The organism is Streptococcus sp. 23.2 (assembly GCF_016648665.1).
Taxonomy (GTDB): Bacteria; Bacillota; Bacilli; order Lactobacillales; family Streptococcaceae; genus Streptococcus; species Streptococcus salivarius_E.
Map to the genome: position 1 here is coordinate 206,746 of NZ_JACLQJ010000001.1, position 22,509 is coordinate 229,254.

Consider the following 22,509-nt stretch of genomic DNA (forward strand, 5'->3'; position numbering starts at 1 on the left):
AGAAAACTTTGAACCATTTTTAAAAGGAAAACAGATATGAAAGAAATATTCCTACAAATCTCAAACCGACAAGACTTGTCTCAAGACCAAGTCCAAGCAGTCTTTGACCGCATTCTCAAAAATGAAGTCTCAGAAAGCCAAATCGCTGCCTTCCTTATGGGGCTCAAAACTAAGGGAGAGACAGCAGATGAAATCACAGGTATTGTGCGTGCCCTCAAATCACATGCGACGGTCTTGCCTGAGACCTTCACAGATGCTATGTGTAACTGTGGAACTGGTGGGGACCAGTCTTATAGCTTTAACATTTCAACAACGGTTTGCTTTGTCTTAGCAGCAGGTGGTATTCGTATGGCCAAGGCTGGTAACCGTTCGATTTCCTCTAAATCTGGTTCGGCAGATGTCCTTGAAGCCCTTGGAATCAATGTTTCGGCGTCACCAGAAACCCTATCTAAAGCACTTGATGAGGTTGGTTTGGCCTTTATCTTTGCCCAAACCATGCACCCAGCCATGCGTTTTATCGGTCCAGCTCGCCAAGCTCTTGGGATTCCAACGATTATGAACTTAGTCGGACCACTGGCTAATCCGCTTGACCTTGAGACACAACTTATGGGCCTCTACCGTGTGGAATTGCAAGAGATTGTTGCTAATGCTATCCAACAGTTGGGACGTAAACGTGCAGTTATTATCACAGGTCCTGACAATATGGACGAAGCTGCTCTCTATGGCACTAACACCTACACCCTTTTGGAAGATGGTCACATCAGTCAGCACACCTTCACTTATGAAGATTTGGGTATGGAAAAGGTTGAGTTGTCTGATATCACAGGTGGAGATGCCAAGGAAAATGCAGAGATTCTTCTTAGTGTCTTGAAAAATGAAGCCAGTCCTTATCTTGAAACAACAGTGCTTAATGCAGGTCTTGGCTTCTTTGCCAATGGTAAGGTTGCGACCATTAAAGAAGGTGTTGAGCTTGCTCGCCAATTGATTGCGGATGGCTCAGCCCTAGCTAAACTTCGTCAACTCCAAGAGGTACAAGTATGAGTAAAGCCTTTCTCCCAACAATCTTAGAACAAAAAGAAAAAGAAGTGGCCCAGTTGGTCATGGAAGATTTGCAGCCCTTGCGCCAGACCTATCGTCTTTATGAGTTTCTCAAGTCAAATCAAAACAAGCTGCAAATTATTTCTGAAGTGAAAAAAGCTAGTCCAAGTATGGGTGATATTAACCTGGATGTGGATATTGTGGATCAGGCCAAGACCTATGAGGAAAATGGGGCAGCCATGATTTCTGTTTTGACGGACGAGGTTTTCTTCAAGGGTGATATTTCCTATTTGAAAGAAATTTCGTCACAGGTGGCTATTCCAACCTTGGCTAAGGACTTCATTATTGATGAGAAACAGATTGTGCGTAGCCGTAATGCGGGAGCGACAGTCATTCTCTTGATTGTAGCGGCCTTGCCAGAAGCTCGTCTCAAGGAGCTCTATGATTTTGCGACTAGCCTTGGCTTGGAAGTCTTGGTTGAAACGCATAATCTGCCAGAATTGGAAGTGGCTCATCGTATTGGTGCCGAAATCATCGGCGTTAACAACCGTAATTTGGTCACTTTTGAGACAGATATCAATACCAGTCTTGAGTTATCAACGCATTTCAAGGACAAGCCTGTTTATATTTCTGAGTCAGCTATTTTCACAGGTCAGGATGCTACCCTTGTTGCCCCATATTTTAATGGGATTCTGGTAGGAACTGCCCTTATGACGGCTGACAATGTGGCTGAAAAGGTCAAGGAGTTGCAAATTGACAAAGGTTAAAATTTGTGGACTGTCGACACCAGAAGCAGTAGCAACTGCAGTTGAAGCAGGTGCTGACTACATTGGCTTTGTGTTCGCCAAGAGCAAGCGTCAAGTGAGTCTTGAACAAGCTCACGGGCTGGCTAAAGGGGTGACAGGGCAGACAAAAATCGTCGGTGTCTTTGTTTCACCTAGTCTTGAGGAGCTGGAAGAAGCGATTAATCAGGTTCCCTTAGATATCGTTCAGATTCATGGAACTTTTGATGAAGCTCTGATTCCAAAGATATCAGTACCAGTTATTAGAGCTATTCAGATTTCAGATAGTGAGTCTCAAGTTAAGAGCCAGGCGGATTATCTTCTCTTTGATGCTCCTATTGCTGGTAGTGGTCAGACCTTTGACTGGCAGCTCTTGGCTGACAAGCAGATTGAGCAGGACTATTTCATCGCTGGTGGCTTGACTGTGGACAATGTGGCAGAGGCCAAGGAAACTTTCCAGCCCTATGCCTTGGATGTGTCCTCAGGTGTCGAGACAGATGGTCACAAAGATTTAGATAAGATTAAAGCATTTATAGAAAGAGTGAAAGCATGACATATCAACAACCTGATGCAAAAGGATTTTACGGAAAATTCGGTGGTCAGTTCGTTCCAGAAACGCTGATGACAGCCGTTATTGAATTGGACAAGGCCTATCGTGAGGCCAAGGAAGATCCAAGTTTCCAAGCGGAATTGGATGATCTCCTCAAAAACTATGTGGGCCGTGAGACGCCTCTTTACCACGCTAAACGTTTGACTGATCATATTGGTGGGGCACAAATTTATCTTAAACGTGAGGACCTTAACCACACAGGTGCCCACAAGATTAACAATGCCCTTGGTCAAGTTTTGCTTGCCAAACGTATGGGCAAGAAGAAAATCATCGCCGAAACTGGTGCAGGTCAACACGGTGTTGCAACAGCGACAGCCGCAGCCCTTTTCGACATGGACTGTACAATCTATATGGGTGAGGAAGATGTTAAACGTCAGGCGCTTAACGTTTTCCGTATGGAGTTGCTTGGTGCCAAAGTTTTCAGTGTTACAGATGGTTCGCGCGTGCTTAAGGACGCTGTAAATGCTGCCCTTCGTGCTTGGGTAGCAGGTATTGATGACACTCACTACATCATGGGGTCTGCCCTTGGTCCTGCACCATTCCCAGAAATTGTCCGTGACTTCCAATCTGTCATCGGTCGTGAAGCCAAACGTCAATACGCAGAGATTTCTGGCGGTAAACTGCCTGATGCTGTGATGGCATGTATCGGTGGTGGCTCAAATGCTATCGGTATGTTCTACCCATTTGTTAATGATAAATCAGTAGCCATGTATGGTGCTGAGGCTTCTGGTTTGGGTCTTGATACTGAAAAACATGCCGCAACCTTTGCCAAAGGTCGTCCAGGTATTCTTCATGGAGCGCTTATGGATGTCCTCCAAGATGCTCATGGTCAAATCATGGAAGCCTTCTCTATCTCGGCTGGTCTGGACTACCCAGGGGTTGGTCCTGAGCACTGTTATTTCAACGAAATTGGACGTGCGACTTACGACTCTATTACAGATGAAGAAGCTCTCGAAGGTTTCAAACTTCTGTCACGTTTGGAAGGAATTATCCCAGCCCTTGAGTCTAGCCATGCCATTGCGCTTGCGCAAAAAGTGGCAGCTAAGATGTCGCCAGACCAAAGCCTTATCGTCTGCCTCTCAGGTCGTGGGGACAAGGACGTTATGCAGGTTAAAGAACGTTTCGAAGCTGAAGCAGAAGGGAAATAAACCATGACAAAAACACTAACAAAACACCTACAAGCTATCAAAGACAGTAAACGCGGTATTTTCGTGCCTTATATCATGGCGGGTGACCACGCTAAAGGCCTAGACGGACTCTTTGAGACCATTGCTCTCTTGGAAAATAGTGGTGTCTCAGCTATCGAAGTCGGTATTCCATGGTCTGACCCAGTGGCTGACGGCCCTGTTATTGAACTAGCAGGACAACGTAGTTTGGCTAAAGATGTGACTTTGACAGCTATCATCAAGAAGCTTCAAGAACAAAAAACACAGGTGCCTTTGGTTATCATGACCTACATCAACCCAGTTTATCAATATGGTATTGAAGCCTTTGTTAAGGACCTGGCAGATACATCTGTCAAGGGGCTCATTATTCCTGATTTGCCAGATGAACACGCTGACTTTATCACCCCTTATTTGAAAGACAGTGATATTGCTCTCGTGCCTCTGGTGAGCTTGACTACAGGTATTGACCGTCAAAAACAGTTGATTGATGGTGCTGAAGGCTTTATCTACGCCGTTGCCATCAATGGTGTCACTGGTAAGACTGGTAATTACCGTGATGACCTTGACAAACACTTGGCTAACTTGACTGCCCATGCAGACATTCCAGTTCTCACAGGTTTTGGTGTGTCAACTGAAGACGATATCAAACGCTTTAACGCTGTATCAGACGGTGTTATCGTAGGATCAAAAATCGTCCGTGACTTCCACGACGGTAAGGAAAAAGAAGTCGCTGAATTTGTTACATTCGGTTCACATTTTGAAAAATAGAAGACGATGCTCTCCAGAAATGGGGAGTGTTTTTTCATCAAAATCATTCTTTGGGATATTTTGATTTTCTTAGTTTCCAGTATTATACTATGAGTGTGGAGTGGCAATTCCATTTATCTCTTGTTCTTATTTTCATCTTACTTATAGAAAGAAGGTAGACAAATGAAAGTATCATTAAGGGTAATGCTAGGAGTCTGTTTCTTAATAGGAGCATTACTATTTTTCTATCGTGGAGAGAATCACTATGCACTGATTTTCCTTGTGGTTGGTGCCTTGTATCTTTATAAGGGGTTAAGCTGAGGGTTAAATCTCGTATTGAATGAATAAGCCTGTTTAGTGACATTTATGTCACTATTTTTTTCTTTTTGGAAGCTATAGAATGATTTTATAACTAAAAAGAAAGGAAGAGAAGGCATCACAGAACATGATTAATCATATTTTTTCATTCTTTCTATCACACAAGAAAGCTCTAGCAATACTCTTTATGATTATTTATTTGGCTGTTATTTACCTAGGCATGTTTAAATTTTTGTATGTTGAAGGCAGGGATTTTGGACGTAGCCTCGTCAACTCAATCTTATCTTAGTAAAGTGTAGCACCTCTTAGGTGGTGTTTGTTTTTTAAAGATAAATCTACAAACGTAAACAAAACCCTTGACATATCTCCACAGCAGTGTTAAAATAAATCTACAAAAGTAAACGAATGATAACATTCAGAAAGGAACTATCATGCTGACAATTTCATCTGCGGAATGGGAAGTCATGCGAGTGCTCTGGGCTAAGGGGCAGGCGACTTCTTCAGAGATTATAGCAATTCTATCTAAGAAGCTAGACTGGTCGCCTTCGACAGTTAAGACCTTGCTTGGACGTTTGGCGGACAAGGGGTACCTAACTAGTCAGCGTCAAGGACGAGGGTTTATCTATCAAGCTAGCTTGGGGGAAGATGAGGCGAATTTTCAGGCTTTAGAAGCTGTTTTTGACAAGATTTGTTTGACCAAACATAGCGATTTGTTGGGTCAACTCATGGCAAAGACGCCGATGACCCAGGCCGATGTGGATAAGTTACAGGCCGTGCTTGCAGCAAAAGAACCTGTGGATCAGGTGGTTTGTGACTGTGTGCCTGGTCAATGTGCTTGTGGGCATCATATGGAGGTGATATAGGAAATGGCAAAAGAAACCTTTGTGGTTAATGGGATGACCTGTGCATCCTGTGTAGCCAATGTTGAAAATGCTGTTAATAAGTTGGATGGTGTGGACAAGGCTGTGGTTAACCTAACCACCGAAAAAATGTCTGTGGATTACGCTGGGGATAAGGTTAGTCCAGAAGCTATTGAAAAAGCTGTGGCTGACGCTGGTTATGAAGCTGAAGTTTACAATCCAGACACAGCCAAAAGCCAGGAAGAGCGTGAAGAAGACAAAATTCACAAGGTACGTGAGCGCCTCATTTGGTCATCTGTCTTCACCATTCCTCTCTTTTATCTTGCTATGGGCCCAATGGTTGGTCTACCTGTGCCAAACTTCTTGTCTCCTCACCATGCAGCCTTGACTTATGCCTTGGTGCTACTAGTTTTGACAGTACCAGTCATGTGGTTGGGCCGTTCCTTCTATAGTAATGGTTTTCGTACCTTGGCCAAGGGTCATCCTAACATGGATGCCTTGGTAGCCTTGGCAACATCGGCAGCCTTTCTTTATAGTCTCTATGGTACTTACCATATTTCATTGGGGCATGCCCATCACGCCCACCAACTTTATTTTGAGTCAGTGGCTGTTATTTTGACCTTGATTACTCTAGGAAAATACTTTGAAACCCTGTCTAAAGGTCGAACTTCAGAAGCTATCAAGAAACTCATGCACTTGTCAGCCAAGGAGGCAACCGTCCTTCGGGATGGTAAGGAAGTCAAGCTTCCTGTGGATGAGGTTGTTCTTGGTGACCATATTGTGGTCAAACCTGGGGAAAAGATAGCCGTGGATGGTCAGGTAATTTCTGGTAGCTCTGCGATTGATGAGAGTATGCTTACAGGGGAGTCACTCCCTATTGAAAAATCCTCTGGTAAGCCAGTGTTTGCAGGTTCTATTAATGGTCAAGGTAGCTTAATTTATGAGGCTGAAAAGATTGGTAAGGACACCTTACTTTCCCAAATCATTAAATTGGTTGAGGATGCCCAACAAACCAAGGCACCGATTGCCAAGATTGCCGATCAAGTGTCAGCGATCTTTGTTCCTGTTGTCATGGCTATCGCACTTGTTTCAGGTCTCTTTTGGTACTTTGTCATGGGACAAACCTTTACCTTCGCTATGACAGTAGCAGTTAGTGTCTTGGTTATTGCTTGTCCATGTGCTTTGGGTCTTGCGACACCGACAGCTATCATGGTTGGTACAGGCCTTGGTGCCGAACACGGTATTCTCTACAAGCGTGGGGATGTGCTCGAGCTAGCTCACAAGGCTGATGTCCTCGTTTTTGACAAGACAGGAACTATTACTCAGGGTAAACCTCAGTTGGTTTCTAGCTATACCTATGACAATAGTGGAGCAACCTTACAGCTTTTGGCATCCTTGGAAGCCAAGTCCGAACACCCTTTAGGTCAAGCCATCCTTGTAGCAGCAGAAAATGCTAACTTGGACTTGTTAGAGATGGATAACTTTTCAAGTTTGACTGGACGAGGTCTTACTGCCAGCTATGCAGGTAAAACTTATCTAGCTGGAAATCAAACCCTTATGGCTGAGGAAAAAGTCGACTTGACTTCAGCACAAGCTGATTTCCAAAGCTTGACGGCCGATGGTCAAACTCCTATTTTCCTAGCTGAAGATGGTAAGTTAATTGGACTCTTTGGTGTAGCCGATCAGGTTAAAGCAGATAGTGAAGATATGGTGGCAGCCCTTCATCAAATGGGCAAGGAAGTCATCATGTTGACTGGGGATAATGACCAAACAGCTCAAGCTATCGCTCAAAAGGTTGGCATCAAACGCGTTATCAGTCAAGTGCTTCCGCAAGAGAAATCTAGGGTGATTAGCGACCTTCAGGCAGAAGGAAAATCAGTCATCATGGTTGGTGATGGTATCAATGATGCCCCAGCCCTTGCGACTGCCGATATCGGTATTGCCATGGGATCAGGGACAGATATTGCTATGGAAAGTGCCGATATGGTCCTTATGAAACCCAACCTCATGGATGTCGTTAAGGCTCTGAAAATTAGTCAGGCGACTATCACAACGATTAAAGAGAACCTCTTTTGGGCCTTTATCTACAATATCTTGTCTATCCCAGTAGCTATGGGTGTCCTCCACCTCTTTGGAGGTCCCCTTCTTGACCCAATGATAGCAGGACTTGCCATGAGCTTTAGCTCTGTCTCAGTCGTCCTCAATGCTCTGCGCCTCAAACGTCGCAAAGTCTAAGTGTCGATTGCTTACAACTCTCGCCATTAAAGGAGTGTACTAAAAAAATAATTAAAGAAAAGGAAGAAAGAAAAATGACAAAAACATATAACATCACAGGAATGAAATGCCAAGGCTGTGTCAACACTGTTACTGAAAAACTTTCTGCTGTCAAAGGCGTAGACAAGGTTCAAGTTGACCTCGAAAACAAACAAGTCACTATCGAAGGGAAACCATGGAAGTGGTCTCTCAAACGTGCCCTCAAAGGCACTAAGTTCGAACTTGGTGATGAAATTTAAGACAGGAAAAAAACAGCTCTTAGGCTGTTTTTTTCTATGATTTTATAAAATTAACAGAATTTATTTTCGTATAAAGTTTTATTATTAAGTTAGCACTTGTAAAGATAGATTTCATGTCTAGATAGATCTCTTAAAAATAGGTGTAAATATTAGTCATGAGAGTGTTAACAGTGAATAGGGGTAACATGGTAAAGCAAGATAACTCTGGAAAGCAAAAGAATATGAAAAAATAAACATCAAAATCGATATTTGTTTTTTCATATTCTGTTTTCATAGAGAGTTTTACATTAACTATTAATTAATAAGAAGAAAAATAATATATAATTATGAGTCATATTTCATTGGACTTATATGATTATTTAGAGGAGTATTTATTAATTCAATAAATTGTTTTGAAAAGACTTCTGGGGGAGTGGGAAAAGGTTCAGTAATCCAGGTTTCTATAATACTTAATACACAATTCACAATATAATTTGATAAAGCGTCGTTATGTAGGAACGAGTGGCTTAAGTTAATAGGTGCATTTAGTAGCCAGTTGGAATATTTTTCGCGTAAATAATTTCGCCAATTAGGAATAGCAGATGTAGAGTAGATACAGCGGAGCCAATCTCTATATTTATATAATTCTGGAATAATAACTTTTGAAAAGAAAACTTCGATTGAAAGATTGTGCTCTTCGAACAGTAAAAATTGTTCGTTTATAGTAGTATCTATGGATTGCATGATGAAATCTATTATTTCTTCATAGCTTTTGAAATGCTTTTGATATATTGCTTGTCTCGAAATCTTTGCCTCGTTAGCGATCTCAGTTATACTGAAACTTGAGCGTTCTGGATATCGTTCTGCTAGTTTGAAGAACGAGTTAATAATCTTCTCTTGAGTTCCCTTTACCATATTAAATCCTAAAAATTTACAAACTGTCAAAAAATTTATGTTTAAGTTATATTCTAAATAGAAAAAATATAATTTACAAGTCTAAAATGTTGATAACGTGTAAATTTTTTTGATATTAAGATCAAGATTAATGATGAGTATTATCATGTATAATGGAAGGGAGTGTAAATTAACTAAAATTCTTTCCCATTTTTTAGAAATAGTAAGTAGTGATATAGAAAGGAAAATATGAATACAGTTGCAGTAGAAGTAAAACACTTATCTAAGAAATTTCAAATTGATAAAAATAAAGACATTTCGGTTCTTAGAGACATTTCTTTCGAAGCGAACTATGGTGAGTTTGTTTCTATACTAGGAGTAAGTGGGTCTGGTAAGTCAACCTTGTTAAATTGTATATCGAGTTTATCAGCACCAACAGAGGGGGTTGTAAAGGTTAATAATTGCAATCCTTATCAATTAAAGAATAGTAGATTATCAAAATTTAGAAGAGAAGATATTAGTTTTATTTTTCAGTCTTATAACCTACTTCCAGCTCTTCCAGTTCTGGAGAATGTAGCTTTGCCTCTTAGATTGTCCCATAAAAAAGTATGTAGAGACGATATTCAGACATTGTTAGATAAGATGAATTTTAGAGCTGATTTGATGTCTCCGGTTTCTTCGTTATCTGGTGGAGAAAAACAGAAAGTAGCTATTGCAAGAGCTATTCTTTCAAAAACTCGTATTATATTTGCAGATGAACCGACAGGTGCATTGGATAGTACGTCAAGGAAGATTATTTTTGAGATGTTAGCTGATTTAGCCCAAGAGGGAAGATGTGTCATTATGGTGACCCATGATATTGAGTTAGCAAGTCAAACAGATAGGGCTCTAATCTTGAAAGATGGCAAAATCTATCAGGAATTGTTCCACCCCACAGCTGAAGCTCTTTATAAGGCATTAGAGATAGAAAATAGTGGGGGTTAACTTAAAATGTTCAAATTAATTTATTATCAATTTAAGTATTCAAAAAAACAGTGGCTTGGAATGTTCCCCCTATTTTTCGCTTCGAGTTTATTAGTTGGGATGTGTCTGTCTGTAGCATTTAGTACCATAAAGTATCAGCAAGTATTTCGAGATGTTGGGAGTCCGACCTTATTATTTGTAGGGCCAGTTCTTTTTGGAGGATTTACTTTATTATTTTTGGTTTCTGGTCTGATCCGACTATTTTTGAATTTAGCAAAAGAGGATTATCGCCAATGGTCAATAAATGGAGGAAGTCGAGTTCAGTTGTCGTTATTGATTAGCGGACAACTTACTATTTTTGCATTTTTAGTAAGTATAGTAGGAAGTTTTTTCTCAATTTTTTGTGCAAGATTTTATTACAGTTATGCGCAATATCTGGGTGGAGAAAAATTATTACCAACTATACCGATTGATTTCAGTATGTCAGCGTTCCTCTTGACCATACTTATAATTTGCCTACTTGCTTTCATAGGTAGCTTTCTTTACTTATATAAAATTCTAGGGAATGCAGTTTTGCTTGGTGATAGATTTGACTCTAAAAACCACTTTGTTGTTAAGATAATAAAGGTATTAGGCTTTGCTATTAGTTTAGGATTCTGGTTAAAATTGCTTATTCCATTCTTCACAGTATCTGTAAACAAGCCTAATGAAAACTTATTATTCAGATTGGATGACTCAATCTTACTTATCTTAGTTATGCATTTGTTTTTGTTGGCCTTCATTTCACCACATATTCAAATTTTTCTAACTAAAATTTTATTAGCTTGGCGTTCGTCTTATGGTTTTGTAATGGCAAAATGGATTATTCTGAAGGATAAAGAGTATTTAAAGTCATTAACAGTATCTATTTCGATAATAGCAATCTTAATATCAGAATTAATGATTTATTCTGACATTGCCTACTCAAATCTAGCAAAGAAAACAGCATCAGTTGAAATAAATGCTGTTCTACTATTTTTTGTAGTGGGACCATTAGTAGTTGTGATAGCCAATCTTATTTCTATTACCGTTCTTTCTTCAGTCAAAGAAAAAGAAGAGAATCTGCAATGGGAGAGAATTGGAATATCACATAAGCAGACTGTAACTATTAGATCTGTACAAGCAATAACATATGCAGTTATCATGCTTATTAGCACAGTCTTCTTCAATATTATTTTCTTCGTATTAATGCATAAAGAAGCTCTATTATTAGGGATCAAACAGATGAATTATGGAACTATTATTTATTATCCAATTATTATTTCTATAGTTATGTATTTGTTTGTTTTTATTACCAAAAGTTGGTTTGATGTTAAAAATAAAGCAAATTGATATATTATAGGGCTTTTTTAGTTCTTCTTTTTATGTATTTTATTTACTAGTATAAACAGGGTAAAATGGATGGGTAAAAGTACATTTACTCTGTTTTTTTCTGCCCATAATCTTTTTGAAAATCCCTCTCTTTTGTGATATGATTAAGGTAATTATGTTCTCAAAATTGAGACTAGAAAATCAAGAAAAGAAAACGGTATACCTATGTCTAAACAAACCCTTATCCTTCTCTACGGTGGACGTTCAGCAGAACGTGAAGTGTCTGTGCTCTCAGCTGAGAGTGTTATGCGTGCGGTGGATTACAGCGCATTTGAGGTTAAAACCTACTTTATCACTCAGTCTGGTGATTTTATCAAAACACAAGAATTTACAGAAACACCAGGTGATGACGAGAAGCTCATGACTAATGACACAGTAGTGGCTAGTCAGGCAATCAAACCAAGCGATATTTATGAGGAAGGCGCTGTGGTATTCCCTGTACTTCATGGTCCTATGGGTGAGGATGGTTCTATCCAAGGTTTCCTCGAAACCCTCAAGTTGCCATACGTTGGTACTAATGTATTGTCATCAAGTGTGGCTATGGACAAGATTATGACCAAGCATATTCTTGAAGTTGCAGGTGTCCCTCAGGTTGCCTACACAGTTTTCATCGAGGGTGAAGATTTGGAAGCGGCAGTAGCTGAGACGCTTGAAAAATTGACCTTCCCAGTGTTTGTCAAACCTGCTAACATGGGGTCATCTGTTGGGATTTCTAAAGCTGAAAATGAAACAGAGCTTCGTGCAGCGATTGATTTGGCTCTCAAATATGATAGCCGTATCTTGATTGAGCAAGGTGTGGTTGCCCGTGAAATCGAGGTTGGTATCCTTGGCAATACAAATGTCAAAACGACTGATCCAGGTGAAGTAGTCAAAGATGTGGCTTTCTATGACTATCAAGCCAAGTACATTGACAATAAGATTACCATGGACATCCCAGCTCACGTGCCTGCAGAAGTCATGACGCAAATGCGTGCCTATGCGGCTAAGGCCTTCCGTGCCCTAGGTGGTTGCGGTCTTGCCCGCTGTGATTTCTTCCTGACCGAGGATGGAGCCATCTACCTTAATGAGCTCAACACTATGCCAGGTTTCACCCAATGGTCAATGTACCCACTTCTTTGGGAAAATATGGGACTTTCTTATTCAGACCTTATCAAGGAATTGGTAGCCTTGGGACAAGAAATGTTCGATAAACGTGAAAGCCATTTGATTTAAGAAATATGATCTAGAACACAGACATCTTAGTCTTGGAGAAATCTCTGAGACTGAGGTGTTTTTTTCTTTACAGAAATCTAGATTTTATTTATATCTTTTCTTTATCACCTCGATAAAAAATACATATTATCCAAATAATCTAACAGGTGGTAGAATAAATCTAACGTTTCAAATGAAATAGAGCAATTCGTTCGTGTTTGATGAAGATTTGCGTATCACAATGATTATCAGAGGCGAGTGAAGGTCAAAGGGCTAGAAGTAGATGGCAGTCAGCAAGTGTTGACGAAATTTTACACGCCCTTTGTATCTTGTAGAATTGAACATAGGCTAAATTCCTAGAACAAAAGATAGACTTCCTAGTGTGCCAGCACACCTCGTCAGTTTCCTATTTGTTTTACGGAATTTTACACGCCTTTTGTATCTTAAATGAGGAGGTAAGTTTTGGACTGGTCCATTGTTCAACAGTATTTGCCCTTTTATCAGAAGGCATTCTTTTTAACTTTACATATTGCCGTTCTGGGGATTCTTGGTTCCTTCCTTTTGGGCTTGGTGGTGAGTGTTATTCGTCATTACCGAGTGCCGATTTTGAGTCAGCTTTCGACGGCTTATATTGAGTTATCTCGTAATACGCCGCTCTTGATTCAGCTTTTCTTTCTCTACTTTGGCTTGCCTCGTATAGGTTTGGTTCTATCCTCAGAGGCTTGTGCTGTGGTAGGTTTGATTTTCTTGGGTGGTTCCTATATGGCGGAGTCCTTCCGAAGTGGTCTAGAGGCTGTTAGTCAGACCCAACATGAAGTGGGCTTGTCTATTGGTTTGACGCCGTTCCAAGTCTTTCGCTATGTGGTCCTTCCTCAGGCAGTAGCTGTGGCGTTGCCGTCATTTAGTGCTAACGTTATTTTCCTTATCAAGGAAACGTCAGTATTCTCAGCGGTAGCCTTGGCGGATTTGATGTATGTGGCTAAGGATTTGATTGGTCTTTACTACGAAACCGATGTGGCTCTAGGCATGTTGGTGGTGGCTTATCTCTTGATGTTGCTGCCGATTTCTCTAGTCTTTAGTTGGATTGAAAGGAGGTTACGCTATGCAGGATTCGGGCTTTCAGGTTCTTCTTCAGGGGAATAATTTCCTACGTATCTTACAAGGTTTAGGCGTAACTATTGGGATTTCCATCGTTTCGGTGCTTCTGTCCCTTTTATTAGGAACCCTTTTTGGAATTGTCATGACTTCTAAATCTAAGATTGTACGTTTTTTGTCACGTATTTATCTGGAATTTATTCGTATCATGCCCCAGTTAGTCTTGCTCTTCATTGTTTATTTTGGTCTGGCTAGGAATTTTAACATCAATATCTCAGGCGAGCTATCGGCTATTATCGTCTTTACCCTATGGGGAACGGCTGAGATGGGTGATTTGGTGCGTGGGTCAATCACGTCACTACCTAGACACCAGTTTGAGAGCGGAAGGGCCCTTGGCTTGACCAATGGCCAACTCTATACCTATGTGATTATCCCACAAGTCTTGCGTCGCTTGTTGCCTCAGGCTATTAACCTGGTGACACGGATGATTAAGACGACGTCCTTGGTGGTTTTGATTGGCGTGGTTGAGGTGACCAAGGTTGGTCAGCAGATTATCGACAGTAACCGTCTGACTATTCCAACAGCTTCTTTCTGGATTTATGGCACGATTTTGATTCTTTATTTTGCCATTTGTTACCCAGTATCTAAGCTGTCTACTTATCTTGAAAATCGTTGGAGGAATTAAGATGACAGAAAGCATTTTACAAATCAAGGATTTGAAAAAGTCCTTTGGGGACAATGAGATTCTCAAAGGCATCTCCTTGGATATTAAACAAGGTGAAGTCGTTGTTATCCTGGGTTCCTCAGGTTGTGGGAAATCGACCTTGCTACGTTGCATCAATGGCTTGGAGACCATTCAAGGAGGCGATATTCTCCTGGATGGCAAGTCTATCACTGGCAGTAAGAAGGATTTTCATCTGATTCGTCAGAAAATCGGAATGGTCTTTCAAAGTTATGACCTCTTTCCACATTTGGACATCCTGCAAAATCTGATTTTGGGGCCGGTCAAAGCTCAGGGGCGTAATAAGGAAGAAGTCATTGCGGAGGCTGAGAAACTTTTGGACCGTGTGGGACTTCTGGACAAGAAGCATAGCTTCGCACGACAACTGTCAGGTGGTCAAAAGCAGCGTGTGGCCATTGTCCGTTCCCTGCTCATGCATCCTGAAGTTATCCTCTTTGACGAGGTGACGGCGTCGCTTGACCCTGAGATGGTTCGTGAGGTTCTGGAATTGATCAATGACCTCGCTCAAGAAGGACGGACCATGTTGATTGTGACCCATGAGCTTCAGTTTGCGCGTGCCATCGCTGACCGTATTATCTTTATGGATAAGGGAGTCATTGCTGAGGAAGGTACTGCTGAAGAATTCTTCAATCATCCAAAGACACAGCGGGCTCAAGAGTTCCTCAATGTCTTTGATTTCAGTCAGTTTGGTGCCTATTTGTAACCCATTGTTTTTAGTAAAAATATAATATTTTAGGAGATATTTATGAAATTAACAAAGAAAATTTTTGCCCTATTAGCCCTCGTCTTTGCCTTGGTGGCAGTGACTGCTTGCTCAAGTAACAGTAGCTCTGGTAAATCAACAGCCAAAGCACGTACCATCGAAGAAATTAAGAAGAGTGGTGAACTCCGTATCGCCGTCTTTGCGGACAAGAAACCTTTCGGTTATGTAGATAACAAGGGTGCTTACCAAGGTTACGATATTGAACTTGGGAACCGTTTGGCCAAAGATTTGGGTGTTAAACCTAAATACGTCTCAGTAGATGCGGCCAACCGTGCAGAATTCTTGATTTCAAACAAGGTAGATATTACCCTTGCCAACTTTACAGTAACTGATGAACGTAAGAAACAAGTGGACTTTGCCCTTCCTTACATGAAAGTCTCAATCGGTGTGGTGTCACCTAAAGACAAGGTCATTAAGGACGTTAAAGAGCTTGAAGGTAAGACTTTGATTGTTACTAAGGGAACAACTGCTGAAACTTACTTTGAAAAGAACTACCCAAATATCAAATTGCAAAAGTATGACCAATATAGCGATGCTTACCAAGCCCTCCTTGATGGTCGTGGCGATGCCTTCTCAACTGATAATACAGAAGTTCTTGCTTGGGCTCTAGAAAATAAAGGTTATGAAGTAGGAATCACATCACTTGGTAACCCAGATACCATTGCCCCAGCCGTTCAAAAAGGTAACAAAGAACTCCTTGACTTTATCAATAAAGACATTAAGAAACTTGGTAAAGAGAATTTCTTCCACAAAGATTATGAAAAAACACTTCGTCCAACTTACGGTGATGCGGCTAAAGCTGATGACCTCGTGGTTGAAGGTGGCGAAGTGAAATAAGACTGACAGCCTTCGTAAGAGGCGAGTCTTGCTTAATAAGAATAAAAACCCACCCCGTGGCTATTTAGCTTAGCTAGAAGCAGGGATGGTTTTTCTTGTTTTAGGGTGATTTTTTTCTCACTTTTTGCTTTTTATGTTTCTCCAACAAATGACAATACATGACAAGAAAAGGGCTCCCATCATTCCCCAAAAAAGAAATGGTTCAATATAATCAAAAAAAGTTTTGCGTTCACCATAGACCGAGGTAGAGCCATCTTTCCAAGTAATGGTTTTGTCACTATCATCAATCCTTTTGTAGGACTCACCATTATAAGTCAAATAATGATCCTTCCGTACATACATATTCAAATAGTTATAGCCGTGCTTTGTGGGAAGGTCTGAAAACAGACTTTCCTTGGCGTAAACTTCAATGTAGATGGTTCCATCTTTAAGACCTTTAATTTTCTGAATTCGAGCATTTTTGATAAGGAGTTTTCCATCTTGTACAATCTCCCAATCGTACTTACGACTTCTTCCTCCTTCGTTATAGGAAATAGCAAGCTTGTGGTTTTCAGACTGCCATAGCCCGTAGATACTATTTTCACTGATACCATCATAAAAGAATCTAATATAGATGTTGACTATAGGTACCATGATTAGAAAACAAATCCTCAAAATGTTGACTAAACGGTCTTTGAATTTACCCCAACGTGCTCGCCATCCAGTTTTGTACTTTTGTGTTCTTCGATATTCATTTTGTGAATGGTCACTTATATTAATTTTCTGTCGGTCAGCGTATTTTCTCTTTAGTTGATGCCTCATTTAGCCTATTTTTCCTTTTTAGATTTCTTTTTATTCTCCAATCGACAAAAATGGCATACAAAATCATAGAACCAATAAATCCAAATACGATATAAGGTTTCAGACGATCAAACAAGGTTATTCGTTGACCATAAAGGGATTTTGAACCATCTTTCCAGGTAATGCTCTTGTTTTCATCATCAATCCGTTTGTAGGATTCGCCATCATAGGTCAAGTAATTGTCTTTACGGACATACATATTTAAATAGTTGTAGCCGTTCTTTGTGGGAAGGTCTGAAAACAGGCGTTCCTCAGCGTAAACTTCAATGTAGAGGGTCCCATCCTCTAAGCGTTTAATATCATCAATGCGTGCATCTTTAATGAGGACATTTCCATCTTGAACAATATCCCAATAACGCTTACTTCCCTTTGAACCATCTTCATATGATATGGCAAGCTGATGATTTTCAGATTGCCACAGACCGTAGATACCATCTTTAGAAACCCCATCGTCAAAGAAAATCATATAGACGATGAAAATCGGTATCATGAGTAGGAAACATATCATAAACACATTGATTAGACGGTCTGTAAATTTATCCCAGCGTGCTCGCCATCCCGTTTTACGTTTTTGTTCTTTTCGATATGCTTTTTGTGACTGATACTTTCGATTGAGTTTCTTTCGGTCAGCGTATTTTCTGTTTGTTTGGTGTCTCACTTAGCTTTTCTCTCCTCTTTTGCCGAGCCTCTAAAATAACAAGGAAGAAGCCCAGTCCCAGAATTCCACGATAGATAGTTTGAACAATTGTAGATAGGTTGGTTTTCCGTTCACCATAAGGGCTGGTAGAACCATCTTTCCAAGTAATAGTCTTGTTTCCAGAATTGATACGCTTGTAGGACTCGCCATCATAAGTTAGGAGATTCCCTTTTCGTACATACATTTCCAAGTAATTGTAACCGTCTTTTTGAGGAAGTTTTGAGAGGATATTTTCTGGAGCATAGACCTCAATATGGAGTGTTCCGTCATTCATTTTTTTGATAGTACGAGTATCTGCAACATTGATTATCGTTTTGCCATCCTGGACGACTTGCCAATTCGTATCACCATGTCTACGGATGTGTTCATAGGAAATGGCTAGCGTGTGGTTTTCGGATTGCCAAAGTCCGTAGATATTGCTTTCATTGACCGTATAGTGCTTGTAATAATAAAAACCACCATAAAGCAGTGCTAGCAGCACTAAGATAATCAATTCAGCTGTTGGCTCTAGTGGGATTATCTTTCTCCAATCACAGCGCCATCCTTTGGGTTCTTCAATACTTTGGCAGTCGCTATTTATATTTTCCTCTCCTTTAGAGAGAGTGATTAATTTCTTCTTTGTCATGCCTAATCCTCTCATTAACCATTGTAACAAATTCATCTCCCAAGCAAAAGCTAGCCTGATTTGTGATATAATTGGGAGTGATTGCGGGCAAGAAAATCTTATTTCTTGCCAGACTTGTAAAAATAAAACAGAGGATTTTAAGATGAAACTGACACTCCATGAAATTGCCAAGGTTGTTGGCGCTAAAAATGATGTCACAGCCTATGAAGATGTTGCCATTAACCAAATTGAGTTTGATAGCCGCAAGATTACAGCGGGCGACCTCTTTTTGCCTCTCAAAGGTGCACGTGATGGACATGATTTTATCCAAACAGCCTTTGACAATGGTGCTCTAGCGACATTCACAGAAAAAGAATTATCGGCTGATCAAGCTCACATCCTAGTCGATGATGCTCTTGAAGCCTTCCAAAAACTAGCTGCCTACTATCTTGAAAAGACCGGTGTTGACGTTATTGCGGTGACTGGTTCTAACGGTAAGACAACGACCAAGGACATGATTCATGATATCTTGGCCACAACCTATCGTACTTACAAGACCCAAGGTAATTACAACAATGAGATTGGTCTTCCTTATACTGCCCTACACATGCCTGATGATACGGAGAAAATCGTCCTTGAGATGGGGCAAGACCACATGGGAGACATTCACCTCTTGTCAACCTTGGCGAAGCCAAAAACAGCTGTTGTTACCTTAATCGGAGAGGCTCATTTGGAATTCTTTGGTAGCCGTGACAAGATTGCTCAAGGTAAAATGCAAATGCAAGACGGTATGCCTGATGGTAGCCTCTTGCTTGTACCTAGTGATCCTATCGTCGATCCATTCTTGCTAATCAATCTTGAAGTGGTACGCTTTGGGGATAGTGCGGAGCTTACGGTCTCTGAGTTGACAGAGTTCAAAGACCACCTCACCTTCTCAACAAACTTCCTAGACGGACAAGTTACCTTGCCAGTCACTGGAAAATACAATGCCACAAATGCCATGGTTGCTGCCTATGTCGCTAAACACTTGGGTGTAACTGAGGAAAATATCCTCTCAGCTCTTGCTAACTTGCAACTCACAAAAAATCGTACCGAATGGAAAAAAGCAGCTAATGGTGCGGATATCCTTTCAGATGTCTACAATGCCAATCCAACAGCCATGAAGCTTATCTTGGAGACCTTCTCAGCCATTCCTAAGAATGAAGGAGGCAAGAAAATTGCTGTCCTAGCTGACATGAAAGAGCTCGGTGAACAGTCTGTGCAACTTCACACACAGATGATTCTAAGCCTGACACCAGATGCTATTGATACGGTGATTTTCTACGGTGAAGACATTGCCGAATTGTCACAACTTGCTAGTCAAATGTTTCCTCTTGGTCATGTCTATTATTTCAAGAAAACAGCTAACGAAGACCAATTTGACGCTATGGTCAAGCAAATCAAAGAAAGCCTGGGCGAGCACGATCAAATCTTGCTCAAGGGCTCTAACTCTATGAATCTAGCCAAGGTCGTGGAAGAACTCCAAGCCAAGGATTAAGTTTTCTAACCTGCTCTCCAAGCAGGTTTTTGCTTTACCCTGAAATTTGATATAATAGCAGGCATAATAGTTTCAGCAGGAGAAGAGAATGAAGGATTTTTTGACAACCACCCAAACTCATCCACCCCAGATACCTTTGCCCTATTATTTGCTTATGCTTTTGGCGATGGTAGTCTTGAGTTACTTGAGTTGGCGTTGGCATAAGAATAAGATATGGCGTTGGACCTTTCTCACTATCCAAGCCATTCAACTCTTTGCCCTCTATACCTGGTACCTCTGGCAGGGCTTTCCTCTTTATATTAGTTTGCCCCTTTACCATTGCCGTATGGCCATGTTTGCTGTTCTCCTCCTAAAAAATAGTAGGATAAAGAGCTATTTTGCTATTATGGGAGTTGTCGGGACTTACTGCGCATTGATTTATCCAGTATTTGATCCCTATGAGTTTCCTCATATCACAGGCTTTTCTTTCCTAATTGGCCACTATGCCCTATTGGTCAATAGCCTGAATGTAATCTTTAACAGTTATAAAACTCATCCCATCAGCCAGCGGCTGATTGTCGTGGCCACCTTATTACTGAATTTAGCTTTGGTAATAGTTAATCAGACTATCGGTGGAAACTATGGCATGCTTAAACACACGCCATTTATTATGGGAACTCCCTTACTTGTCAAATACCTTGCTGTTTCAGGAGCTCTGGTTATTCTCATGATAATCATGAAAAAAGGTCTGGAGCGTTTTGAAGAGAAATATTAAATAAATGAAGAAACACGCTATCAGAAAGTTGGTAGCGTGCTTTGTCAATTTATTTGTTTTATTCTAGTTTTATTCTAACACAAAACGCTTTCAGAATTGCTTTCAAACTGTAATTTGGATATAATAAAAGAGCTGTGCCTGCGAGAATTATCGCAAGCCTCGACAACAAATGTAGCTTTCAAAAGACAGAAATTTTCTGAAAGAAGTGCTACAACTATCTTACTTTTCAATCTGGTAAAAACCTTTGCCTGTCAGTTTCTATTGAGCATGGAAGTTTTGCAATTCCTAAGGCAGCTACTGACGTTCCATACCACTAAGGAAAAGTATCAAAAAGATTATTTTTAAAGAAGAAAGAAAACTATGAGTATCCAAGACGAAATCAAAAAACGCCGTACTTTTGCCATCATCTCTCACCCCGATGCTGGTAAAACAACAATCACTGAACAATTGCTTTACTTTGGGGGTGAAATCCGTGAAGCTGGTACCGTAAAAGGTAAGAAAACCGGAAACTTTGCTAAATCAGACTGGATGGATATCGAGAAACAACGTGGTATCTCAGTAACCTCATCTGTGATGCAGTTTGACTACGCCGGCAAACGTGTCAATATCCTTGATACCCCAGGGCACGAGGACTTCTCAGAAGATACCTACCGTACCCTTATGGCGGTCGACGCTGCCGTCATGGTCGTTGACTCAGCCAAAGGTATCGAGGCCCAAACCAAAAAACTTTTCGAAGTTGTTAAACACCGTGGTATTCCTGTCTTCACCTTCATGAACAAATTGGACCGTGATGGACGTGAGCCACTCGACCTCTTGGAAGAGTTGGAAGAAGTGCTTGGTATTGCCAGCTACCCAATGAACTGGCCTATCGGTATGGGTAAAGCCTTCGAAGGACTTTACGACCTCTATAACGAACGCTTGGAGCTTTACAAGGGTGACGAGCGCTTTGCCAAGATTGAAGATGGTGATACCCTTTTTGCCAACAACCCATTCTATGAGCAAGCTAAAGAAGATATCGAACTCTTGACAGAAGCGGGTAATGAATTTTCTGAAGAAGCTATTTTAGCTGGTGAATTGACGCCGGTCTTCTTCGGTTCTGCCCTCACTAACTTTGGGGTTCAAACCTTCCTTGATACCTTCCTCAAATTTGCGCCAGAACCACATGGCCACAAGACAGTTGATGGCGACGAGATTGATCCTCTTAACAAGGATTTCTCTGGTTTTGTTTTCAAAATCCAAGCCAACATGGACCCACGTCACCGTGACCGTATTGCCTTTGTTCGTATCGTGTCTGGTGAATTCGAGCGTGGTATGAGTGTTAACCTAACCCGTACAGGTAAGGGAGCGAAGCTCTCTAACGTTACTCAGTTTATGGCCGAGTCTCGTGAAAATGTTGAAAATGCCGTGGCAGGAGACATTATCGGGGTTTACGACACAGGAACTTATCAGGTTGGTGATACCCTTACTGTAGGTAAAAACAAATTTGAATTTGAGCCACTACCAACCTTTACGCCAGAGTTGTTCATGAAAGTTTCTGCTAAAAACGTTATGAAACAGAAGTCCTTCCACAAAGGAATTGAACAATTGGTGCAAGAAGGAGCCATCCAGCTTTACACCAACTACCAAACAGGTGAATACATGCTTGGTGCCGTTGGTCAACTTCAGTTTGAAGTTTTCAAACACCGTATGGAAAATGAATACAATGCTGAAGTCGTTATGACACCAATGGGTAAAAAGACTGTGCGTTGGATCCAACCTGAGGACCTTGATGAACGCATGTCATCAAGTCGAAATATCTTGGCTAAAGACCGCTTTGACCAACCAGTCTTCCTCTTTGAAAATGACTTTGCCCTCCGTTGGTTTGCGGATAAATATCCAGATGTAACATTGGAAGAGAAGATGTAATACGGCACAAAAGATGACGATTTTAAATCGTTCATCTTTTGACGCTAGCCACTATCTTGTGGCTAGCTAGCCGTCTCACTAACTACGTCAGCCGAATAATATCGATTCGTCTGATTTCGTGTCGTAATATCTTGATGATGTTATTTATGAAGTGTTCTATGGGACCGTGGCTAAGTCCCTTACTAACTCGAAAACGGAAAATATCGTTTCCGTTTTCTCATGTCGTAATACTATGTATAGTTTAAGTAAATCGTTCATCTTTTG

The 22,509-nt window shown here is 40.8% G+C and carries 22 protein-coding genes; 18 read left to right on the forward strand and 4 right to left on the reverse strand.

The features are described 5' to 3' along the window. Positions 1-36: 36 nt before the first annotated feature. The 8 genes from trpD to copZ all read left to right on the forward strand — a co-directional run bounded on the left by trpD (position 37) and on the right by copZ (position 8,034). A complete protein-coding gene (gene trpD / locus H7T98_RS01050) occupies positions 37-1,041 on the forward strand; it encodes an anthranilate phosphoribosyltransferase (protein ID WP_201059343.1) in 1,005 nt (334 codons plus the stop codon). Continuing rightward, positions 1,038-1,805, forward strand: coding sequence for an indole-3-glycerol phosphate synthase TrpC (trpC, locus tag H7T98_RS01055; protein WP_201059341.1), 768 nt, complete (start codon positions 1,038-1,040; stop codon positions 1,803-1,805). The genes trpD and trpC overlap by 4 nt, the downstream gene beginning before the upstream one ends. Beyond that, a complete protein-coding gene (locus tag H7T98_RS01060) occupies positions 1,792-2,373 on the forward strand; it encodes a phosphoribosylanthranilate isomerase (protein WP_201059339.1) in 582 nt (193 codons plus the stop codon). The genes trpC and H7T98_RS01060 overlap by 14 nt, the downstream gene beginning before the upstream one ends. After that, positions 2,370-3,578 (forward strand): tryptophan synthase subunit beta, encoded by a 1,209-nt coding sequence (gene trpB / locus H7T98_RS01065; RefSeq protein ID WP_084915374.1) that lies wholly within the window; start codon positions 2,370-2,372, stop codon positions 3,576-3,578. The genes H7T98_RS01060 and trpB overlap by 4 nt, the downstream gene beginning before the upstream one ends. 3 nt (positions 3,579-3,581) lie before the next feature. Beyond that, positions 3,582-4,364: a tryptophan synthase subunit alpha gene (trpA, locus tag H7T98_RS01070; RefSeq protein WP_139723782.1), complete on the forward strand. Its 783-nt coding sequence runs from the start codon at positions 3,582-3,584 to the stop codon at positions 4,362-4,364. A gap of 728 nt (positions 4,365-5,092) precedes the next feature. Further along, on the forward strand, positions 5,093-5,524 hold the full coding sequence (locus H7T98_RS01075; protein ID WP_037599213.1) for a CopY/TcrY family copper transport repressor: 432 nt from the start codon (positions 5,093-5,095) through the stop codon (positions 5,522-5,524). Between the two features lie 3 nt (positions 5,525-5,527). Beyond that, positions 5,528-7,756, forward strand: a complete 2,229-nt coding sequence (locus H7T98_RS01080; protein ID WP_201059337.1) for a heavy metal translocating P-type ATPase — start codon at positions 5,528-5,530, stop codon at positions 7,754-7,756. A 74-nt stretch (positions 7,757-7,830) separates the two neighbouring features. Next, positions 7,831-8,034: a copper chaperone CopZ gene (copZ, locus tag H7T98_RS01085; protein ID WP_002891592.1), complete on the forward strand. Its 204-nt coding sequence runs from the start codon at positions 7,831-7,833 to the stop codon at positions 8,032-8,034. 324 nt (positions 8,035-8,358) lie between these two features. On the opposite strand, the gene H7T98_RS01090 is transcribed toward copZ, so the two are convergent. Further along, positions 8,359-8,928, reverse strand: coding sequence for a TetR/AcrR family transcriptional regulator (locus H7T98_RS01090; protein ID WP_045771965.1), 570 nt, complete (start codon positions 8,926-8,928; stop codon positions 8,359-8,361). A 228-nt stretch (positions 8,929-9,156) separates the two neighbouring features. On the opposite strand from H7T98_RS01090, the gene H7T98_RS01095 reads away from it, so the two are divergent. From H7T98_RS01095 to H7T98_RS01125, 7 genes are all read left to right on the forward strand, one after another. Then, positions 9,157-9,891 carry an ABC transporter ATP-binding protein gene (locus H7T98_RS01095; RefSeq protein ID WP_064524234.1) on the forward strand — a complete coding sequence of 245 codons (735 nt, stop codon included), beginning with the start codon at positions 9,157-9,159 and terminating at the stop codon, positions 9,889-9,891. A 6-nt stretch (positions 9,892-9,897) separates the two neighbouring features. Beyond that, positions 9,898-11,241, forward strand: coding sequence for a hypothetical protein (locus H7T98_RS01100; RefSeq protein WP_064524232.1), 1,344 nt, complete (start codon positions 9,898-9,900; stop codon positions 11,239-11,241). Positions 11,242-11,445: 204 nt separating this feature from the next. Further along, the gene (locus tag H7T98_RS01105) at positions 11,446-12,492 is read left to right on the forward strand and encodes a D-alanine--D-alanine ligase (protein WP_064524230.1); all 1,047 of its coding nucleotides are present in this window, start codon (positions 11,446-11,448) and stop codon (positions 12,490-12,492) included. Between the two features lie 441 nt (positions 12,493-12,933). Continuing rightward, entirely contained in the window at positions 12,934-13,614 is a 681-nt protein-coding gene (locus H7T98_RS01110; RefSeq protein WP_002884251.1) for an amino acid ABC transporter permease, read from the forward strand. Beyond that, positions 13,574-14,251 carry an amino acid ABC transporter permease gene (locus tag H7T98_RS01115; protein WP_002891585.1) on the forward strand — a complete coding sequence of 226 codons (678 nt, stop codon included), beginning with the start codon at positions 13,574-13,576 and terminating at the stop codon, positions 14,249-14,251. The genes H7T98_RS01110 and H7T98_RS01115 overlap by 41 nt, the downstream gene beginning before the upstream one ends. A gap of 1 nt (position 14,252) precedes the next feature. Beyond that, entirely contained in the window at positions 14,253-15,011 is a 759-nt protein-coding gene (locus H7T98_RS01120) for an amino acid ABC transporter ATP-binding protein (RefSeq protein ID WP_002884697.1), read from the forward strand. A 42-nt stretch (positions 15,012-15,053) separates the two neighbouring features. After that, positions 15,054-15,908 carry a cysteine ABC transporter substrate-binding protein gene (locus tag H7T98_RS01125; protein ID WP_002884332.1) on the forward strand — a complete coding sequence of 285 codons (855 nt, stop codon included), beginning with the start codon at positions 15,054-15,056 and terminating at the stop codon, positions 15,906-15,908. 117 nt (positions 15,909-16,025) lie between these two features. Here the strand turns inward: H7T98_RS01125 and H7T98_RS01130 are convergent, their stop codons facing one another. The 3 genes from H7T98_RS01130 to H7T98_RS01140 all read right to left on the reverse strand — a co-directional run bounded on the left by H7T98_RS01130 (position 16,026) and on the right by H7T98_RS01140 (position 18,070). After that, positions 16,026-16,541, reverse strand: coding sequence for a hypothetical protein (locus H7T98_RS01130; protein ID WP_398578496.1), 516 nt, complete (start codon positions 16,539-16,541; stop codon positions 16,026-16,028). Positions 16,542-16,677: 136 nt separating this feature from the next. Next, positions 16,678-17,406, reverse strand: a complete 729-nt coding sequence (locus H7T98_RS01135; RefSeq protein WP_201061039.1) for a hypothetical protein — start codon at positions 17,404-17,406, stop codon at positions 16,678-16,680. Beyond that, positions 17,375-18,070 carry a hypothetical protein gene (locus H7T98_RS01140; RefSeq protein ID WP_081259162.1) on the reverse strand — a complete coding sequence of 232 codons (696 nt, stop codon included), beginning with the start codon at positions 18,068-18,070 and terminating at the stop codon, positions 17,375-17,377. The genes H7T98_RS01135 and H7T98_RS01140 overlap by 32 nt, the downstream gene beginning before the upstream one ends. Before the next feature lie 142 nt (positions 18,071-18,212). On the opposite strand from H7T98_RS01140, the gene H7T98_RS01145 reads away from it, so the two are divergent. The 3 genes from H7T98_RS01145 to H7T98_RS01155 all read left to right on the forward strand — a co-directional run bounded on the left by H7T98_RS01145 (position 18,213) and on the right by H7T98_RS01155 (position 22,245). Beyond that, a complete protein-coding gene (locus H7T98_RS01145; RefSeq protein WP_201061041.1) occupies positions 18,213-19,586 on the forward strand; it encodes a UDP-N-acetylmuramoyl-tripeptide--D-alanyl-D-alanine ligase in 1,374 nt (457 codons plus the stop codon). 88 nt (positions 19,587-19,674) lie between these two features. Further along, on the forward strand, positions 19,675-20,340 hold the full coding sequence (locus H7T98_RS01150) for a TIGR02206 family membrane protein (protein WP_201061043.1): 666 nt from the start codon (positions 19,675-19,677) through the stop codon (positions 20,338-20,340). Between the two features lie 360 nt (positions 20,341-20,700). After that, positions 20,701-22,245: a peptide chain release factor 3 gene (locus H7T98_RS01155; RefSeq protein ID WP_002884210.1), complete on the forward strand. Its 1,545-nt coding sequence runs from the start codon at positions 20,701-20,703 to the stop codon at positions 22,243-22,245. Positions 22,246-22,509 lie beyond the last annotated feature (264 nt).

Coding starts and splice junctions, on each gene's coding strand:
- H7T98_RS01080 (WP_201059337.1), top strand. CDS start 5,528: ATGGCAAAAGAAACCTTTGTGGTTAATGGGATGACCTGTGCATCCTGT.
- H7T98_RS01140 (WP_081259162.1), bottom strand. CDS start 18,070: ATGACAAAGAAGAAATTAATCACTCTCTCTAAAGGAGAGGAAAATATA.
- H7T98_RS01145 (WP_201061041.1), top strand. CDS start 18,213: ATGAAACTGACACTCCATGAAATTGCCAAGGTTGTTGGCGCTAAAAAT.
- H7T98_RS01105 (WP_064524230.1), top strand. CDS start 11,446: ATGTCTAAACAAACCCTTATCCTTCTCTACGGTGGACGTTCAGCAGAA.
- H7T98_RS01115 (WP_002891585.1), top strand. CDS start 13,574: ATGCAGGATTCGGGCTTTCAGGTTCTTCTTCAGGGGAATAATTTCCTA.
- trpD (WP_201059343.1), top strand. CDS start 37: ATGAAAGAAATATTCCTACAAATCTCAAACCGACAAGACTTGTCTCAA.
- H7T98_RS01130 (WP_398578496.1), bottom strand. CDS start 16,541: ATGGTACCTATAGTCAACATCTATATTAGATTCTTTTATGATGGTATC.
- trpC (WP_201059341.1), top strand. CDS start 1,038: ATGAGTAAAGCCTTTCTCCCAACAATCTTAGAACAAAAAGAAAAAGAA.
- copZ (WP_002891592.1), top strand. CDS start 7,831: ATGACAAAAACATATAACATCACAGGAATGAAATGCCAAGGCTGTGTC.
- H7T98_RS01100 (WP_064524232.1), top strand. CDS start 9,898: ATGTTCAAATTAATTTATTATCAATTTAAGTATTCAAAAAAACAGTGG.
- H7T98_RS01120 (WP_002884697.1), top strand. CDS start 14,253: ATGACAGAAAGCATTTTACAAATCAAGGATTTGAAAAAGTCCTTTGGG.
- H7T98_RS01090 (WP_045771965.1), bottom strand. CDS start 8,928: ATGGTAAAGGGAACTCAAGAGAAGATTATTAACTCGTTCTTCAAACTA.
- H7T98_RS01150 (WP_201061043.1), top strand. CDS start 19,675: ATGAAGGATTTTTTGACAACCACCCAAACTCATCCACCCCAGATACCT.
- trpB (WP_084915374.1), top strand. CDS start 2,370: ATGACATATCAACAACCTGATGCAAAAGGATTTTACGGAAAATTCGGT.
- H7T98_RS01125 (WP_002884332.1), top strand. CDS start 15,054: ATGAAATTAACAAAGAAAATTTTTGCCCTATTAGCCCTCGTCTTTGCC.
- H7T98_RS01095 (WP_064524234.1), top strand. CDS start 9,157: ATGAATACAGTTGCAGTAGAAGTAAAACACTTATCTAAGAAATTTCAA.
- H7T98_RS01155 (WP_002884210.1), top strand. CDS start 20,701: ATGAGTATCCAAGACGAAATCAAAAAACGCCGTACTTTTGCCATCATC.
- trpA (WP_139723782.1), top strand. CDS start 3,582: ATGACAAAAACACTAACAAAACACCTACAAGCTATCAAAGACAGTAAA.
- H7T98_RS01075 (WP_037599213.1), top strand. CDS start 5,093: ATGCTGACAATTTCATCTGCGGAATGGGAAGTCATGCGAGTGCTCTGG.